We start from the raw sequence: 14,814 nt of genomic DNA on the forward strand, positions 1-14,814 counted from the left end.
TGGGAGGGCGATGGGGTGATGGAGCGGGAAAACGGCGAGCCGCCGCGGCCCCGCCGAGCGAAACCCGTATCCCCGGCGGTCGGCTACCGCCGACAAATGGACTGTGACCGGTGCGGCTCCGAGGCGGTGATGCACGCCGCCTACTCCGGGGCGCATCTCTGCGAGGAGCACTTCACGCGGTCGGTCGAGAAGCGGGTGCGCCGCCGGGTGCGCGAGGACAGCCTCGTCTCCCGCGAGGCGACGCCCGAGGACCCGGAGACGTGGGTGATCGGGCTCTCCGGCGGGAAGGACTCGGTCGTGCTGACGGAGATCCTCGCGGACACGTTCGGCGAGGACCCCCGGATCGAACTGGTGGCGCTGTCGATCCACGAGGGGATCGAAGGGTACCGCGACGAGTCGCTGGCCGCCAGCGAGGAGCTGACCGAGGAGCTGGGGATCGCCCACGAGGTCGTCGGCTACGAGGAGGAGTTCGGCGTGCGGATGGACGACGTTGTCGAGGACGACCCCGAGAACATGGCGCCCTGTGCGTACTGCGGCGTGTTCCGCCGTGACCTGCTGGAGGAGTACGCCGAGAAGCTGGACGCCGACAAGCTGCTGACGGGCCACAACCTCGACGACGAGGCCCAGACGGCGCTGATGAACTTCCTCGAGGGCGACGTGAAGCAGGTGGCCAAGCACTTCGACGCCTCCATCGGCGGCTTCGACGACCGCGAGGAGAGCGACTCGTTCGTCCCGCGGGCCAAGCCGCTGCGGGACATTCCCGAGAAGGAGGTGGCGCTGTACGCCCACGTGAACGACCTGCCGGCCCACATCACCGAGTGCCCCCACGCCAGCGAGGCGTACCGCGGGGAGATACAGGAGCTGCTGCTGAAACTGGAGGAGAACCACCCCGGGACGCGCCACTCGATCATGTCGGGGTACGAGGAGCTCGCCGAGTTGGCCGCCGAGGCGTACGGCGGCGACGAGGCGGGGAACCTCGGCGAGTGCGAGGAGTGTGGCTCGACGACCTCGGCGGACGTCTGCCGGAAGTGTCGGCTGCTGGCGTCGATGGAAGCGGTGTAGCTACCCGACGACGAGTTCGGGCGCGACCACCATCCCGATCAACAGACAGAGAAGCACCGAGACCGCCGCGATCCGGAAGGCGCCGGCCGCGCGCCGTCGGTCCGCCGGGAGCGACTCCGCGATCCCGGACAGCACGTTCCCGGCCGCCATGACGAGGAGCCACCCCGCCGAGGTGTCGGCGTGGGCGTAGGCGTAGAACCCGAGGAAGAAGGTGGCGCTCGCGAACATGACGATCGAGTGGAGGCGCCCGGACGGTTCGCTGAACACGATCTCGCTGATTCGGGAGGGCATCGGGGAGTAGCTCCCGTGGAAGCGGTAAAATAGTCGGGGACGCGAGTCAGACCCGCCCCACGGTCACCTCGAACGGCACCACCTCGCGGCGGCGATACGTCGCCTCGCCCATCTCGTCGACGACCGTCCGGCCCATCTCCCGCCACGCAGCCCGGAGCTCGTCGTAGTCCGCGCCCGCGTTGCGAAGCTCCCGTTCGTGTTCGGCGATGCCCGCGCCGCTGGCCTTCCGGGCGGCACTCTCCATCGCCGGCTCGCTGTACGGCGGTTCGACCAGCTTCTCGTGCTCGTAGGTCCGGCGGTCGACCACCTCGATCCCGGCGTCCTCGAACAGGTCGGCGACGCGCTCGCCCATCGCCACGTCCGTCTCGACGCCTGCGAGGTACGCCGCCCGCACCTCCCGCTCCAGTCGCTCCTCGGCGTCGACGGTCGATGACACCTCCACGGCCGCGTTGTTCGGCTCGATCGCCGCGACGAGGTCGTCGGAGACGCGGGCGAACTCCCGCACCGCCGCGGCGGGGTCGGGGAGGTTGATCAGCAGCGCCTGACAGACCGCGAGATCGGCCGCATCGTCGCGAAGCGGCAGCCGCGTCGCGTCGCCGGCGATCGTCGGGATGCCGGTCCGTTCGCGGGCGACCGCCAGCAGCTCCGTGTCGGCGTCGACGCCGACGACCTCGCCGGGGGTCTCGGCCGCGAGCACGCGAGCGAGTTCGCCCGTCCCACAGCCGGCGTCGAGCACGCGCTCGCGGCGCCCGAGATCCAGCGGTTCGAGCGCCGCGGTCGACTCCCACATCCCGCGGCGCGTGTGGTCGAGATACTCCGGAGTGAACTCCCGCACGGCCGGCGGTCGGGGCGCGGCGAGGAAAAACGGGTCGGTCGGACGGGCGATCAGTCCCGGCGAGCGAGCGCGGCCGCGCCGGCGAGGGCGGCGATCGCCGCGATCGCGGCCGTCGGACCGAAGCCGGGGATATCCGCCTGCGTCGCCTCGGTCGGGTAGCGGACGGTGACCGCCGCCGCTGGCACCCGGATCGGGTGGGTGCGGCTGTCGGCGAACGACGCGAGCTCGTACGTCTCCGCCGAGTCGTTGATCGCGTTCAGCCCGACGAATATCCGGAACTCCGCCTCGACGCGCTCGCCGGGCTCGACGGTCCGCCAAGTGAACGTCCGGTTGCTCTGGTGGTACGTCCCGGTCTCGGAACTCGCCGAAACGTGGTTCCACCCCTCCGGCAGCGTGAGCGAGAGCGAGAGTCCCTCGACGGGCTGGTCGCCGGTGTTGGTCAGCGAGAACGGCACGTAGACGCGCTCGCCCGGCTCGGCGGTCACCTCGCCCGGCTCGAAAGAGAGCGTCGCGGTCGTGCGGACTGTGAGATCCATCTCGCCGGCGACGTAGTTCCGTGGCGGGCTCGCGCCGTCGTCGGCGACGGCGACGACGACCTCGGCGTCGATCTCGCCGGGGACCGTCAGCTCGTAGCCGCCGGAGTCGTTGGTCGTCGCCGTGACGACGCCCTCGGGCGGGTCGGCCGCGATCTCGCGGAGTTCGGCCTCGGTGGCGTCGCCGAGGCGGGCCTCGCTGCCGACGATCACCGTCGCGTCCGCGACGGCGGTGCCGTTCAGGTAGCTGACGGTGCCCGACAGCGTGGTGTCGGTCTGGGCTGCCGGCGCCGACGCCGCGGCGGTCCCGGCGCCCGCCGCGGGCGCGACGACCAGCGAGAGCAGCGCGACGAGGAGGAGCGGTCGCATAGGCGGTGTTGGGCGCGCCGTCGTAAGTCTCCCTCGGAAGCGGGCTACTCCGGCAGCAGGTCGTCGGGCACCGACGGCGTCTGCTCGGCCTCCGAGCACCAGTCGAACCGGAAGATGCTGTCGTGCGTGAGATACGTCGACAGCTCCTCCCGGGAGACGGGCTCGTCGAACAGCTGCCGGGTGCCCGCGAGCTGGTAGGTGCTCGGCGCCTTCTGGGCGCGGAGGGCGGCGACCCGGCCGACGGGATCGTGTTCGTGGGAGTCGAGCCGAGCGGAGACGTGGTACTCCTCGTCGCCGACGCGCTCGATCCGGGAAACGAGCGGCGGGTGGCCGACGGGGCGGCGCGCGACCGCGAGCGTGGGAATGCCGAGGTACCGAACTCCATCGACGCCCGCGAGGCGGGCGCTGGACGCGACCGAACAGCCGAGCACGAGGTACACCGCGAGCTCCTGTGCGGCCTCGAACGAGAGCGACTCGTCGGTCAGACAGGCGACCGAGACGGCGTCGTGGAGGCCGGTTATCCCCTCCGTCGACGGCCGCCCCCACCGGAACGTCACGGATCCGACGGTGCCGTCGGGGAGCTCGTCGAACCCGAGTACGCCGTCGGCGCAGACGAACCCCGACTGCGTGACGTCGGCCGCGTAGTGGACGTGGGCGTACGGCTCCCGGAGCAACGCACGGAGTTCGTCGCGGGTGACGGCGGATCGGTAGTCGGCGGTCGGCGGCTCGTCGAGATCGAACCGTTCCCAGTCGACCGCGGCGAAGTGGTCCCCTTCCGGCTGATCGAACCCCACGAACAGCACGGCGGCGCCCTCGGCGGGTCGGCGCTCGTGGGCGTTCGCACGGGTACGGGCAGCGGGCGGGAGGGCGGCGACGTGCTGGGGAACGTCGGGACTGGTCGAGAGGTCGACCGGCTTCTCGGCGTCGGCGGGCGTTCGCGGGATTCCGTCGTCGGTGACGTGGACGCGGGCGAGCGTGTTCAGGAGGTACGGCACCGCTTCGGCGTCGGTCGCCGTCGGCCGGAGCGTCCCGACAGCCGGCCAGTCCGGCACGTACGGGGCCACCGTGTCGAACGGCACTTCGAGGTACTCGAGCAGCTGTCGGTGGATCGGCTCGTCGTACAGCTCCGGCGGGTAGAACGGGAGTTCGGGCCCGAGCTCGTCGTACTCGTAGCGTGGCATGGAGTAGTAGCCGCCGATGCGGACGAGGCTGTCGAGCACGAGCGCGTGGCCGAGCAGGTCGTCGACCGACCGCTCCAGATCCGCGCCCGTCCCCAGCGGCTCGACGTGCTGGCTGCCGAGTCGGAGCTCCGCGCGGTCGCCGGGCACCACGTCGGCGCCGAAGTAGTGGGCGAGCGGCGTCACCCGGAGCACGTCGGCCGTGTTCCGGGGGACGGCAACCGTCACGTCGGGTTCGGGCTTGGAGAGATCGTCGGGGACGTGGAGTTCCTCGCCGTGTTCGATCGCCGGCGGGTGGCCCCGGAGCGTCGGCCACGAGCGCTCGGCCGACCACTCCTTGATCGCGGAGCCGAGGTACGACGCTGCCGTCATCAGGTCCTCGGGGTCGTCGGTCACCGACAGCGTGGCGACCGGCGCCTCGTGGTAGGAGCGAGCGCCGACGACGACCTGGGACTGCTCGCCGACAGTCACGAGCAGCGACTCGGGGTTCTCCCCGCCGCCCACCAGCCGTCCGGTGATCTCGCCGTCGACGTACACGAGCAGTTTGAGCGCGGCGTCGATGTCGACGTACGCCTCGCCGGGGATCGTGAACTCGCCGTCGTCGATCGCCCCGTAGTGTTCGCCGTCGGGGCAGCGGATCTGGGCGGAGGCCCCACCGTGGATCTCGATCGACGAACTCGGCACGCTCACCGCGTCGTCGACCGGCACGTCGAACCACGCGTCGGTCGCCGGTGTGGGGGTCGCGTCGCCGTCGACGGTGAGGGTCATCTCGCCGCCGCCGGCCTCGTCACGGACCGTCAGCTGGCCGTCCGAGAACGAGAACGACACCGCGGCCCGCGTCATCGCTGCCCCCGATACATGGGAGGAGCGAGTCGGTAGAGACGTATATGTGTTACTTGGGGCGTGACAGCTACTCTCGGAGCTCCCGGACGTGCTCGACGTTCCACGCGAAGCTGCGGCCGTCCTCCGTCGGCGTCTCCAGCACGAACGGCTGGTCGCGCCACTCGGGGTGGTTGAGTATCCGGCGCATGCCGTCGTCGCCGATGTGGCCGTCGCCGATGTGGGCGTGCTCGTCCTTGTTGGTGCCGCACTCGTGTTTGGAGTCGTTGAGGTGGATGCAGTGGAGGTACTCGGTCCCGACCACGTCGTCGAACTCTGCGACCGTCTCGTCGACGGCCTCGGGCGTCGAGAGGTCGTAGCCCGCCGCGAACATGTGGGCGGTGTCGAGACAGACGCCGATCTCCTCGTCGGTCTGATCGATCACGCTCGCGAGATGCTCGAACTGGCCGCCGAGCTTGGTGCCGCTGCCCGCGTCGCTCTCGACCAGGACGGTCACGCCGTCGGGCACGTCGAGGCTGTCGATCACGTTCGCGGCGTTCTCGATGCCGCCCTCGACGCCCGCGCCGGTGTGGGCGCCGAGGTGGACGTTCACGTACTCGATGCCGAGGCGGTCGGCCGCGTCGACCTCCTGCTGCATCGAGTCGCGGCTCTTCTCCCGGAGATCCTCCTTCGGCGTACAGAGGTTCACGAGGTAGGAGGAGTGGATCACCCACGGACCGGCGAGCTCCGCCTCGGTCTCCTCGCGGAACTGTTCGGCCTCGTCGTCCTCGATGCTGCCGTGGTCCCAGACCTGCGGCGAGTGGGTGAACACCTGCCCGCAGTTGCCGCCGATCTCGACCTGTCGCTCGACCGCGTTGTCCACGCCGCCGGCGATCGAGACGTGTGCGCCGATCTTGAGCATGGTTCGACTGCGCGAGCGACTCCCAAAAGCGGTTCGAAGGCGGGGGAGCGGCCGGCAACCGGACGATGTCGCGCTACCGCTCCGCGTCGCGCTCGCGGACCCACGCGTCGTGTTCGTACTTCTCGGCCGCGATCTCCCGGCCGCGCGCCAGCTCCTCGTCGGTCCAGCTTCCTTCGTCGGCGTCGGCCCACTCCGAAAGCGCGCTCTCGAAGGCGTCGACGGCCTCGGGGCGGCTCGCGTCGACGAGGTCGGTGATCCCTGCCACGCGCTCCTCGAACTGCTCGACGGTCACGTCGGGGTTCGAAAAGACCGCGAGGTGGGCCTCGGGCCGGGCGTCGTAGGTGATCGAGCCGTGCTGGATCACGGCGTCCTTCCGGCGGTACTGGGCGTTCCCGGCCAGCTTGCGGCCCGCGCCGCCGTCGCTCACTACGTCGTGGGCGGGGTGAAGCCCGCGGAGGTAACAGGCGGGCTCGTAGATCGGCGGGCGCTCCTCCTCGACGAAGTCGGCGTCGATTCCCAGCCGCGCGAACGCGTCGAGGATCGGCGGGCAGAGCTCGTGGTAGCTCTCGATCAGTTCGCCCGGGAGCTCGTCGGCGGGCGCGGCGATCGAGTACGCGATGTCGCCCTCGTTGTCGTGGTAGATGCCGCCGCCGCCCGTCTGCCGCCGGGTCACGTCGACGCCCGCCGCCTCGCAGTGGTCCCAGTCCACGGTCTCGACGGCCTGTCCGTACCCCATCGAGAGACAGGACGGCGCCCAGCGGTACACACGGACCGTTCGTGGCCCGCCGGCGGCCGCGGTCTCGGCGGCCACCTCGTCCAGCGCCATCTGCAGCGGGCCGGGGCGGGCCTCCTCGCGGATCAGCCGCCACTCCCGGTCGGCGTGGTCGGTCATGGGTCGGAGTGAGGGGGGAGCGGGAAAAGCGGTTGCGGTGGCGCGAAGCGGTCGCGCCTCCGTGCGCGAGCGACCGAAGGGAGCGAGTCGGCTGGGGAGGTGTGTGGGCTGTGCAGTCCGGGCGGGACTGAAAGGGGCTGCCTGCTCCGGGACGGCGGGCGAAGTAAGCACGTGAGTGAGCGAAGCGAACGAACGCGCGCAGCGAGCCCCCCGACCGGAGCAGGCAGGGGCTTTCACGGTGTTGCTGACTCCAGCGTTCCAGTAGCTGACAACCGTCGTCGCTGCACCAAAGAGAACGAATCAGACGAAGAACGCGGCACCCTTTTTCCCACGCAACACGGAATCCACGTATGGTCGGCAACGTCGCGAGCGTGATGGCCGAGCTCGAACCCGAGGACTTCTACCTCCTCTCCGGGCTCGAACAGGGGATGCGCTTCTCGGAGTGGGTCCAGCGCGAGAAGCTCCCCGAGTACGCCGACATGACCGCCGAGGAGGTCGACTACCGGATCGATCGCTGTGCCGACCGGGAACTGATCGAGCGCAAGACGATCCAGTACGAGGGGTACCGCCTCACGTTCGAGGGGTACGACTGCCTCGCCCTCCGAGCCTTCTCGGAACGCGGCACGATCGAGGGGATGGGCGCCTCCCTCGGGGTGGGGAAGGAGAGCGACGTGTACGAGGTGCAGTCCTACGAGCCGATGGCGCTGAAGTTCCACCGCGAAGGCTACACGGAGTTCCGGAAAGTCGACAAGGAGCGGGAGTACACCGCCGACCGCAACCACGTCTCGTGGTTCTACACCGCCCGGAAAGCGGCCGAGCGCGAGCACGAGGTGCTCACCGACCTCTACCCCGACGTGTCCGTCCCGCGACCCGTCGATCAGAACCGCCACGCGATCCTGATGGAGAAGTTCGAGGGCGTCGAACTCAAGCGAGCGTCGCTGCCCAGCGAGCAGGTCGTCGGCGTCTGCGACCTCGTGCTCCGGGAGATCCGCGACGCCTACGCGGCGGGCTACGTCCACGCCGACATGAGCCAGCACAACGTCGCCGTCGCCGAGAGCGGCGTGACGGTGTTCGACTGGCCGCAGGCGGTCGCGACCGACCACGAGAACGCCGACGAGCTGCTCGAACGCGACGTGGAGAACGTCGTCGGCTTCTTCCGACAGAAGTACCCACAGGAGATGCCCGACGAGGTCGACACCCGGGCGCTAGCGAAAGCTATCCGGGACGGCGAGTTCGGGAGCGTCGCGAAGTTCGAGGCGTAGGCTTCTCGCCCGAAAGCGTATACCGTTCGCTTCACCAACATGAGTATGAGCAGTCCGACCGTCGAAGTCACCGGGAAGGCCGCCGTCGAAACCGAGCCGGAGTACGCGGTGTTCGTCGTCGAAGTCGAAGGGTACGGCGAGACGGTGTCGGGCGCACAGCGCCGGGTCGAGGACCGGCTCGCCGAGCTCGACCGGGAGCTCCCCGACGCCGTCGACGACGCGAAGGACGGCATCACCGGGCGCTCGGTCACCTCGGCCGACGAGCTGTTCGACCCCGACTGCGACGACCCGTACGTCGCCAGCGCGACCGTCGAACTCCGGTGTGACGGGCTCCCCGGCGACGACATTGCGAACGCCGTCGCGGCCGCCGGGGGGACGGTGACCCGGACGGAGCCCCGCGTGACCGAGTCCCGGCGCGAGGAGCTCCGCGAGGAACTCTTGGCCGCCGCCACGGAGAACGCCCGAGCGCAGGCCGAGATCGTCGCGGCCGCCGACGGGCACGCGCTCGGGCCGGTCGTCAGCCTCGCCACGAAGGAGACGATGGGGTTCGACAGCATCGTCGAGGAGGCGCTGGCGACCGAGGTCAGCGCCGGCGTGCCGGCCGGGCAGATCGAGTTCACCGCCAGCGTCGACGCCACGTACGAACTGGAGTAGCGACCTCCCCGAACCCGCCGACGGGCCGCCGCCGTCAGTTCTACCACCCGTCGGCTCCAACGGCGGCGCATGGAGATCACCGACCACGTTTACAGCCTGCCCGTGACGCTCGACCTCGGCGGCGCCGAACGGACGTTCACGCCGACCGCCGTCGAGACCGAGGAGGGGCTGATCCTGTTCGACACGACGCTGCCCGGGTACGCCGACGAGCTCGACGCCGCGCTCGGGGAGCACGGGTTCGGGCTCGACGACGTGCGGTTCGTCGTGCTCACCCACCACGACGGCGACCACGCGGGCGCACTCGCGACCGTGCAGGACCGCACGGGCGCGCCGACGTTCGCCCACTGGGCCGAGGCCCCCTACGTCGACGGCCGGAAGTTCCCGGTCAAATCCGACGACGAGCGCTACCCGCCGGCCCGCGTCGACGTGGAGCTCATCGACGGCGTCGGCTTCAGCACGCTCGCCGGCCCGCTCGAACTGGTCGAGACGTTCGGTCACGCGCCCGGCCACAGCTCGTTCCACCTGCCCGAGGCCGACCTGCTGATCGCGGGCGACGCGCTGACCGCCGCCGACGGCGAGCTCCACGGGCCCGCCGAGCAGCACACCCCCGACATGGAGCGGGCGATGGAGTCGGTCGCGCTGCTCGGCGAACTCGAGTTCGACCACACGATCTGTTTCCACGGCGGCTACGTCGAAGCGGGCGACGACCGGGTCCGCGAGATCGCGAACGGCGAGTAGCGCCCGCGCCGACGGGACCGTTTTTCACGCCGCCCGCCCCAGCCCGAGCCATGACCGAGGACGCGCCCGCGGACAACCCCTACGTCCGGGAGCCCGACACCGAGTTCGCGCCGACCGAGGCGCTCTCGACCGACGAGGCCCGCGAGCAGGCCGAACAGCTCCGCGAGGCGATCCGCTACCACGACTACCGCTACTACGTCGAGAACGACCCCGTCATCTCCGACCGTGCGTACGACGAGCTGTTCCAGCGCCTCCAGACGCTGGAGTCGGCGTTCGACCTCGACACCGAGGGGTCGCCGACGCGGCGCGTCGGCGGCGAGCCGATGGACGAACTGGAGAGCGTCGATCTCGTGGTGCCGCTGCTGTCGATCGACTCCTCGGGCGAGGCCGAGGACGTGCGGGCGTTCGACGACCGCGTTCGCCGCGAACTCGGCGACGACGCCGCGGTCGACTACGTCTGTGAGCCGAAGTTCGACGGGCTCTCGATCGAGATAATCTACGTCGAGGGGCGCTTCGAGCGCGCGGCGACGCGGGGCGACGGCGAGACCGGCGACGACGTGACCGAGAACGTCCGGACGATCGCGTCGGTCCCCCAACGCCTGCGCGGCGACCCGCCCGCGGTGCTGGTCGTTCGCGGGGAGATCCACATGCCGCTGTCGGGGTTCCAGGAACACAACCGCGAGCGCGTCGAACGGGGGGACGAGCCGTTCGCGAACCCCCGCAACGCCGCCGCTGGCAGCCTGCGACAGTTGGACCCCTCGGTGACCGCCGAGCGCCCGCTCGACTGCTTCTTCTACGACGTGCTGTGGATCGAGGAGGAGCCCGCGCCGATCGAGGAGATCGGCCCCGAGAACGGCGAGGAGGCCGCCTCCGTGGGTGGGCTGGCGCTCGACGGGATCGACACCCACTGGGACGAACACCAGCAGCTGCCGGAGTGGGGGCTGCAGGTCAACGACCGCCACGAACTGGTCGACGGCGTCGACGACGCGATCGCGTTCCGGAACGATCTCCAAGCGGTCCGGGAGGAGCTCGACTACGAGATCGACGGCACCGTGCTGAAGGTGAACGACCGCGATCAGTGCCGGCAGTTGGGCACCACCTCGCGGCACTACCGATGGGCGTACGCCTACAAGTTCCCCGCCCGCACCGAGGAGACCCGGATCGCCGACATCGTCGTGCAGGTCGGTCGGACCGGCCGACTCACCCCGGTCGCGCTGCTCGATCCCGTCGACGTGGGCGGGGTGACGGTCTCGCGGGCCAGCCTCCACAACCAGTCCGAGATCGCCGAACTGGGCGTCGGCGTGGGGGACGTGGTGACGGTCGAGCGCGCGGGCGACGTGATCCCGTACGTCGACGAGGTCGTCGAGGACAACTCCGCGGGCCACTTCGAACTGCCCGACGAGTGCCCGGTCTGTGGCAGCGACGTGGAGGCGGACGGCCCGCTGCGGTTCTGTACGGGCGGGCTCTCCTGTCCGGCCCAGCTCAAGCGGTCCGTCGAGCACTACGCCGGCGACAGCGGACTGGACATCGAGGGGCTCGGCGAAGAGGCGGCGGATCAGCTGGTCGAGGCTGGGCTGATCGAGGAGTCGATCGCCGACCTCTACGCGATCGACGCCGCGGAACTGGCAGAACTGGAGGGCTGGGGCGAGAGAAGCGCCGAGAAGCTCCGCGAGGAGATCGAGGACTCGAAGTCGCCGTCGCTGGGGGCCTTTCTCTCCGCGCTGGGGATCCCCGAGGTCGGGCCGACGATGGCGTCGGAGTTGGCGGCGGCGTTCGGCGATCTCGACGGCCTGATGGCGGCCGACGAGGCCGAGATCCGGGAGGTGGAAGGGTTCGGCCCGACGGTCGCCACTCACGTCGCGGAGTTCTTCGGGAACGAGCGCAACCGCCGAGTGATCGAGCGCCTACGCGAGGCCGGCGTCGAGCCCGAACCACCCGAGTCGACGACCGCGGGCGACGAACTCGACGGGCTGACGTTCGTGTTCACGGGCTCGCTCTCGGTCACGCGCGACGAGGCGCAGTCGCTGGTCGAGGCCCACGGCGCGAACGCGACGAGTTCGGTGTCGGGCAACACCGACTACCTCGTCGCCGGCGACGATCCCGGACGGACGAAACGCGAGGACGCGGCGGCCGAGGACGTGCCGATCGTCGACGAGGACGGGTTCGCGGAGCTCCTCGACGACCGCGGGATCGAGTATCCACCCGAGTGAACGCCGGCAGCCGACGCGCGGAATCACAACCACCTTAACCCGGGCAACCAATAATCCCGAGTATGGCTGTGAACACGACCGCGCTGGGGCTCGCCGTCGTCCTCAGCGGGGCGGTCGCGGTGTTCCACTACGTCCGCGGCACGGAGTGGGAGTCCGCCCCGGATATCTCCGAGGAGGTGCTCGAACGCCGGGCCGCGAGCGTGCCCGAGACGGAGTTCCCGGAGCCGTACAACCGATCCATCGGTGGCGGGGGCGCGCCCGCGGCCGCGGTCGGTGGCGAGGCCGCCGAGGAGGGCGAGCTCGAAGGTGAGACCGACGCCGGTAGCTCGGGGCCCGGGGACATCCCCGAGGACGAGGTGGAGTACTTCGAAGTGGAGTTCACCAAGCAGGGCGAGACGGTGGAGCTCCCGAACAACCAGCCCATCCTCGACTCCGGCGAGGACGAGGGGTTCGACCTCCCCTACGCCTGCCGGCAGGGGCAGTGTGTCTCCTGTGCCGGGCAGATTCAGGACGGCCCGAGCGAGGACTTCGTCGAGCACGACAACCAGGAGATGCTCTCCGACGAGGAGCTCGAGAACGGCTACACGCTGACCTGCGTCGCCTACCCGCGTGACGACTTCACGCTGGAGACGGGCGAAGCACCCTGACTGCGGCACGGTTCTTCTTCGACACCTCCCCGCCCGGACAGCCGGTGCGCCGATGCGCCCTTGTGACAGGACGCCCGAGTGTCACGCATGGATGTCCACGGCCACACGGTCCGCGGCGTCGACGTCGGCCCAGAGACGCGGTGTCGCCACTACGACAGCGAGCTCGACGTGATCGCGATCCGGTTCCCGTGCTGTGAAACGTTCTACCCGTGTTACGAGTGTCACCTCGCGGCCGCCGACCACGAGCCCGAACGGTGGGGCGACGACGCGGCGGGGCGCTCACCGACCGAGGACGAGAGCGCCGACGCGGTGCTGTGTGGCGTCTGCGGGACGGTGCTGACCGTCGCGGAGTACGTCGACTGCGACGACCGCTGTCCGGACTGTGGCGCGGAGTTCAACCCCGGCTGTCGGCGACACTACGACCGCTACTTCGCCGAAGAACTGTTCGAAACGGCGGCGTGAAAACGAGGCCGTTCAGTACCGCGAGGGGAGGTACGCCATCCCGAGCAGGAGGATGAGCGTCGAGCCGGTGAGGATGCTGACGCCCCAGAGCCCGTTGGTGTGCTCCTGGTACTGCTCGGTCGCGGTGTTGTACTGCCGGAGCGTCTCGAAGTTCGACGAGATGACGACCTCCTCGCCCGACTCGAAGTGGGCGAAGAACGTCTCGCCGGAGAGCGTGACGTTGCCGTGCTGGCCGACCGAGGCGCTCTGGGTCGCCCCGGTCTCGTTCTGCCACTCGATCACTGCCTCGTACGTCACGCCGCCCCCACCACCGTGGCCGCCGCCGCTGGACTCGCTCGCCTCGACCGTCGCGACGGTGTACGTCCGGTCGCCGACGGTGAACTCGTCACCTTCCTGGTAGACCGAGTCGTCCGCCGCATTGAGCGCCGGTGCCTCGGAAGTGAGGACCAGTCCGAGCGACAGCGCCCCCACGATCAGGAAGAGGGCGGCGGCGACTGCCACAGCGCGTCGTTGCATGTCCTGATGGTGGTAGACCCGGCGTAAAAACGGTTCCTCTTTGGGCGACGATCGCCGGCCCCGATGCCGAGGTAATTTGTAGCTGTCAGTGTAACGTCTGGACGAATGTACGACCGAATCCTGCTGTCGACCGACGGAACTGCCGCCTCGACGGACGCCGAGTCCCACGCGATCGAGCTCGCTGCCGCACACGACGCCGAACTCCACGTGCTGTACGTCGTCGACGAGACCGTCTACAACGCCTACAGCGGCGACGAGTACGTCGACGAGGCCGAAGGTCCCGAGCACGCGCTCGAGGAACACGGCGAGGAGACGACCGCGGGCGTCCGGAAGCGCGCGAGCGACGCCGGCGTCGACTGCGTCGAAACGCTCCGGCACGGTCGCCCCTCGAACACGATCGTCGACTACGCCGACGAGACCGACGCCGACCTGCTCGTGCTCGGGACGAAACGCCGACCCGACGAGTACCGCGCGCTGCTGGGCAGCGTTACCGACCGGGTGCTTCGACTGACGGAGCGGCCCGTGCTGGTGGAGAAGACCGAGGTCGAAGCGTAGCGGTGCCGCCGCTCGACGGGCAGTACCGGGACGCGATCGAAACGCTGGCAGCCCGACTGGACGAGGTGCCGTGGGCGCTGACCGGCAGCGCCAGCTTCGCGCTCCAGGGCGTCCCCGTCGAGCCCGACGACATCGACGTGCAGACGACCGCGGCCGGCGCGTACGCGATCGAGGAGGCGTTCGCCGACCGAGTTCTCGATCCCGTCTCACACTCGGCGACCGAACGTATCGCGTCCCACTTCGGTGCAGTCGAACTGCACGGACTGCGGGTCGAGATCATGGGCGCAGTCCAGAAGCGGCGCCCCGACGGGACGTGGGAACCGCCGGTCGAGATCGAGCCACACCGGGCGTTCGTCGATCTCGACGGGCGATCGGTGCCGGTGCTCTCGCTCGAGTACGAGGCCGACGCCTACGAGCGACTGGGACGACACGAGCGCGCGGAACTGCTCGCCGCGCACGCGGATCGGTAGTCGGGGTTCGTCCGGATATCCGAACTCTCATCGACGGAGAATCTCGTCACGGTCCTCGAACGAATAGAGACGGTCGCGACGGCTGGCGCTACTCGTCAATCGTCGTCAGTAGTAAGCCAAGGGCCGGATTTGAACCGGCGATGGGCGGCTCTGCAGGCCGCTGCGTTAGGCCGAACTCTGCCACCTTGGCGCGATTGGTGGTTGGACACTCAATCGTTTAAGCGTACCGTATCGGGCGCTTTCGCTGTGTGTCGGAAGAGTACGAACGGGGAGCGATCGACTCGCTCACCGCTCGACAAGACGAGAATACCGCAATGAATGAAGAGACGGCGAGTGCACTTTCCCAGCGGGTCGCCCACGCCAGTACTCGCCCACACGTAGGTGAGCTTAACTTCCGTG

Annotated in this window: 16 protein-coding genes and 1 tRNA gene; 9 read left to right on the forward strand and 8 right to left on the reverse strand. The window is 69.7% G+C overall.

The window, feature by feature from the left end; genetic code table 11:
• Positions 1 to 96 precede the first annotated feature (96 nt).
• On the forward strand, positions 97 to 1,062 hold the full coding sequence (ncsA, locus tag ACQUSM_RS10290; protein ID WP_435118208.1) for a tRNA 2-thiolation protein NcsA: 966 nt from the start codon (positions 97 to 99) through the stop codon (positions 1,060 to 1,062).
• Here the strand turns inward: ncsA and ACQUSM_RS10295 are convergent, their stop codons facing one another.
• The 6 genes from ACQUSM_RS10295 to ACQUSM_RS10320 form a co-directional block, all read right to left on the reverse strand.
• Positions 1,063 to 1,353, reverse strand: a complete 291-nt coding sequence (locus ACQUSM_RS10295) for a hypothetical protein (RefSeq protein WP_435118211.1) — start codon at positions 1,351 to 1,353, stop codon at positions 1,063 to 1,065.
• A 46-nt stretch (positions 1,354 to 1,399) separates the two neighbouring features.
• Entirely contained in the window at positions 1,400 to 2,188 is a 789-nt protein-coding gene (locus ACQUSM_RS10300) for a class I SAM-dependent methyltransferase (RefSeq protein WP_435118213.1), read from the reverse strand.
• A gap of 50 nt (positions 2,189 to 2,238) precedes the next feature.
• Complete coding sequence (locus ACQUSM_RS10305) at positions 2,239 to 3,090, reverse strand: NEW3 domain-containing protein (protein ID WP_435118216.1); 852 nt, start codon at positions 3,088 to 3,090, stop codon at positions 2,239 to 2,241.
• A gap of 44 nt (positions 3,091 to 3,134) precedes the next feature.
• Positions 3,135 to 5,111: a hypothetical protein gene (locus tag ACQUSM_RS10310; protein WP_435118218.1), complete on the reverse strand. Its 1,977-nt coding sequence runs from the start codon at positions 5,109 to 5,111 to the stop codon at positions 3,135 to 3,137.
• Between the two features lie 67 nt (positions 5,112 to 5,178).
• Positions 5,179 to 6,009, reverse strand: a complete 831-nt coding sequence (locus tag ACQUSM_RS10315) for a deoxyribonuclease IV (RefSeq protein ID WP_435118221.1) — start codon at positions 6,007 to 6,009, stop codon at positions 5,179 to 5,181.
• 73 nt (positions 6,010 to 6,082) lie between these two features.
• Positions 6,083 to 6,901 (reverse strand): lipoate--protein ligase family protein, encoded by an 819-nt coding sequence (locus ACQUSM_RS10320; protein WP_435118225.1) that lies wholly within the window; start codon positions 6,899 to 6,901, stop codon positions 6,083 to 6,085.
• A gap of 350 nt (positions 6,902 to 7,251) precedes the next feature.
• Here ACQUSM_RS10320 and ACQUSM_RS10325 point away from each other — a divergent pair, with 350 nt between their 5' ends.
• The 6 genes from ACQUSM_RS10325 to ACQUSM_RS10350 all read left to right on the forward strand — a co-directional run bounded on the left by ACQUSM_RS10325 (position 7,252) and on the right by ACQUSM_RS10350 (position 12,874).
• Positions 7,252 to 8,163: a serine/threonine-protein kinase RIO2 gene (locus ACQUSM_RS10325; RefSeq protein WP_435118227.1), complete on the forward strand. Its 912-nt coding sequence runs from the start codon at positions 7,252 to 7,254 to the stop codon at positions 8,161 to 8,163.
• A 45-nt stretch (positions 8,164 to 8,208) separates the two neighbouring features.
• The gene (locus tag ACQUSM_RS10330; RefSeq protein WP_435118229.1) at positions 8,209 to 8,817 is read left to right on the forward strand and encodes an SIMPL domain-containing protein; all 609 of its coding nucleotides are present in this window, start codon (positions 8,209 to 8,211) and stop codon (positions 8,815 to 8,817) included.
• Positions 8,818 to 8,886: 69 nt separating this feature from the next.
• Positions 8,887 to 9,555, forward strand: coding sequence for an MBL fold metallo-hydrolase (locus ACQUSM_RS10335; protein ID WP_435118231.1), 669 nt, complete (start codon positions 8,887 to 8,889; stop codon positions 9,553 to 9,555).
• 50 nt (positions 9,556 to 9,605) lie between these two features.
• Positions 9,606 to 11,765, forward strand: coding sequence for an NAD-dependent DNA ligase LigA (ligA, locus tag ACQUSM_RS10340; protein ID WP_435118233.1), 2,160 nt, complete (start codon positions 9,606 to 9,608; stop codon positions 11,763 to 11,765).
• 62 nt (positions 11,766 to 11,827) lie between these two features.
• Positions 11,828 to 12,412: a 2Fe-2S iron-sulfur cluster-binding protein gene (locus ACQUSM_RS10345; RefSeq protein WP_435118235.1), complete on the forward strand. Its 585-nt coding sequence runs from the start codon at positions 11,828 to 11,830 to the stop codon at positions 12,410 to 12,412.
• A gap of 87 nt (positions 12,413 to 12,499) precedes the next feature.
• Positions 12,500 to 12,874 carry a CHY zinc finger protein gene (locus tag ACQUSM_RS10350; protein WP_435118236.1) on the forward strand — a complete coding sequence of 125 codons (375 nt, stop codon included), beginning with the start codon at positions 12,500 to 12,502 and terminating at the stop codon, positions 12,872 to 12,874.
• A gap of 12 nt (positions 12,875 to 12,886) precedes the next feature.
• On the opposite strand, the gene ACQUSM_RS10355 is transcribed toward ACQUSM_RS10350, so the two are convergent.
• A complete protein-coding gene (locus tag ACQUSM_RS10355; RefSeq protein ID WP_435118238.1) occupies positions 12,887 to 13,390 on the reverse strand; it encodes a hypothetical protein in 504 nt (167 codons plus the stop codon).
• A gap of 105 nt (positions 13,391 to 13,495) precedes the next feature.
• On the opposite strand from ACQUSM_RS10355, the gene ACQUSM_RS10360 reads away from it, so the two are divergent.
• Positions 13,496 to 13,945: a universal stress protein gene (locus ACQUSM_RS10360; protein WP_435118240.1), complete on the forward strand. Its 450-nt coding sequence runs from the start codon at positions 13,496 to 13,498 to the stop codon at positions 13,943 to 13,945.
• A 2-nt stretch (positions 13,946 to 13,947) separates the two neighbouring features.
• Entirely contained in the window at positions 13,948 to 14,415 is a 468-nt protein-coding gene (locus ACQUSM_RS10365) for a nucleotidyltransferase domain-containing protein (RefSeq protein ID WP_435118242.1), read from the forward strand.
• A gap of 114 nt (positions 14,416 to 14,529) precedes the next feature.
• Here the strand turns inward: ACQUSM_RS10365 and ACQUSM_RS10370 are convergent.
• Positions 14,530 to 14,605 (reverse strand) — tRNA-Cys (locus tag ACQUSM_RS10370).
• Positions 14,606 to 14,814 lie beyond the last annotated feature (209 nt).

The organism is Halolamina sp. C58 (genome assembly GCF_051195095.1).
Taxonomy (GTDB): domain Archaea; phylum Halobacteriota; class Halobacteria; order Halobacteriales; family Haloferacaceae; genus Halolamina.

Bases quoted from the DNA above. Each gene is read 5' to 3' on its own strand.
- ACQUSM_RS10335 (WP_435118231.1), top strand. From the start codon at position 8,887: ATGGAGATCACCGACCACGTTTACAGCCTGCCCGTGACGCTCGACCTC.
- ACQUSM_RS10315 (WP_435118221.1), bottom strand. From the start codon at position 6,009: ATGCTCAAGATCGGCGCACACGTCTCGATCGCCGGCGGCGTGGACAAC.
- ACQUSM_RS10320 (WP_435118225.1), bottom strand. From the start codon at position 6,901: ATGACCGACCACGCCGACCGGGAGTGGCGGCTGATCCGCGAGGAGGCC.
- ACQUSM_RS10305 (WP_435118216.1), bottom strand. From the start codon at position 3,090: ATGCGACCGCTCCTCCTCGTCGCGCTGCTCTCGCTGGTCGTCGCGCCC.
- ACQUSM_RS10360 (WP_435118240.1), top strand. From the start codon at position 13,496: ATGTACGACCGAATCCTGCTGTCGACCGACGGAACTGCCGCCTCGACG.
- ACQUSM_RS10295 (WP_435118211.1), bottom strand. From the start codon at position 1,353: ATGCCCTCCCGAATCAGCGAGATCGTGTTCAGCGAACCGTCCGGGCGC.
- ACQUSM_RS10330 (WP_435118229.1), top strand. From the start codon at position 8,209: ATGAGCAGTCCGACCGTCGAAGTCACCGGGAAGGCCGCCGTCGAAACC.
- ligA (WP_435118233.1), top strand. From the start codon at position 9,606: ATGACCGAGGACGCGCCCGCGGACAACCCCTACGTCCGGGAGCCCGAC.
- ACQUSM_RS10345 (WP_435118235.1), top strand. From the start codon at position 11,828: ATGGCTGTGAACACGACCGCGCTGGGGCTCGCCGTCGTCCTCAGCGGG.
- ncsA (WP_435118208.1), top strand. From the start codon at position 97: ATGGACTGTGACCGGTGCGGCTCCGAGGCGGTGATGCACGCCGCCTAC.
- ACQUSM_RS10310 (WP_435118218.1), bottom strand. From the start codon at position 5,111: ATGACGCGGGCCGCGGTGTCGTTCTCGTTCTCGGACGGCCAGCTGACG.
- ACQUSM_RS10355 (WP_435118238.1), bottom strand. From the start codon at position 13,390: ATGCAACGACGCGCTGTGGCAGTCGCCGCCGCCCTCTTCCTGATCGTG.
- ACQUSM_RS10350 (WP_435118236.1), top strand. From the start codon at position 12,500: ATGGATGTCCACGGCCACACGGTCCGCGGCGTCGACGTCGGCCCAGAG.
- ACQUSM_RS10325 (WP_435118227.1), top strand. From the start codon at position 7,252: ATGGTCGGCAACGTCGCGAGCGTGATGGCCGAGCTCGAACCCGAGGAC.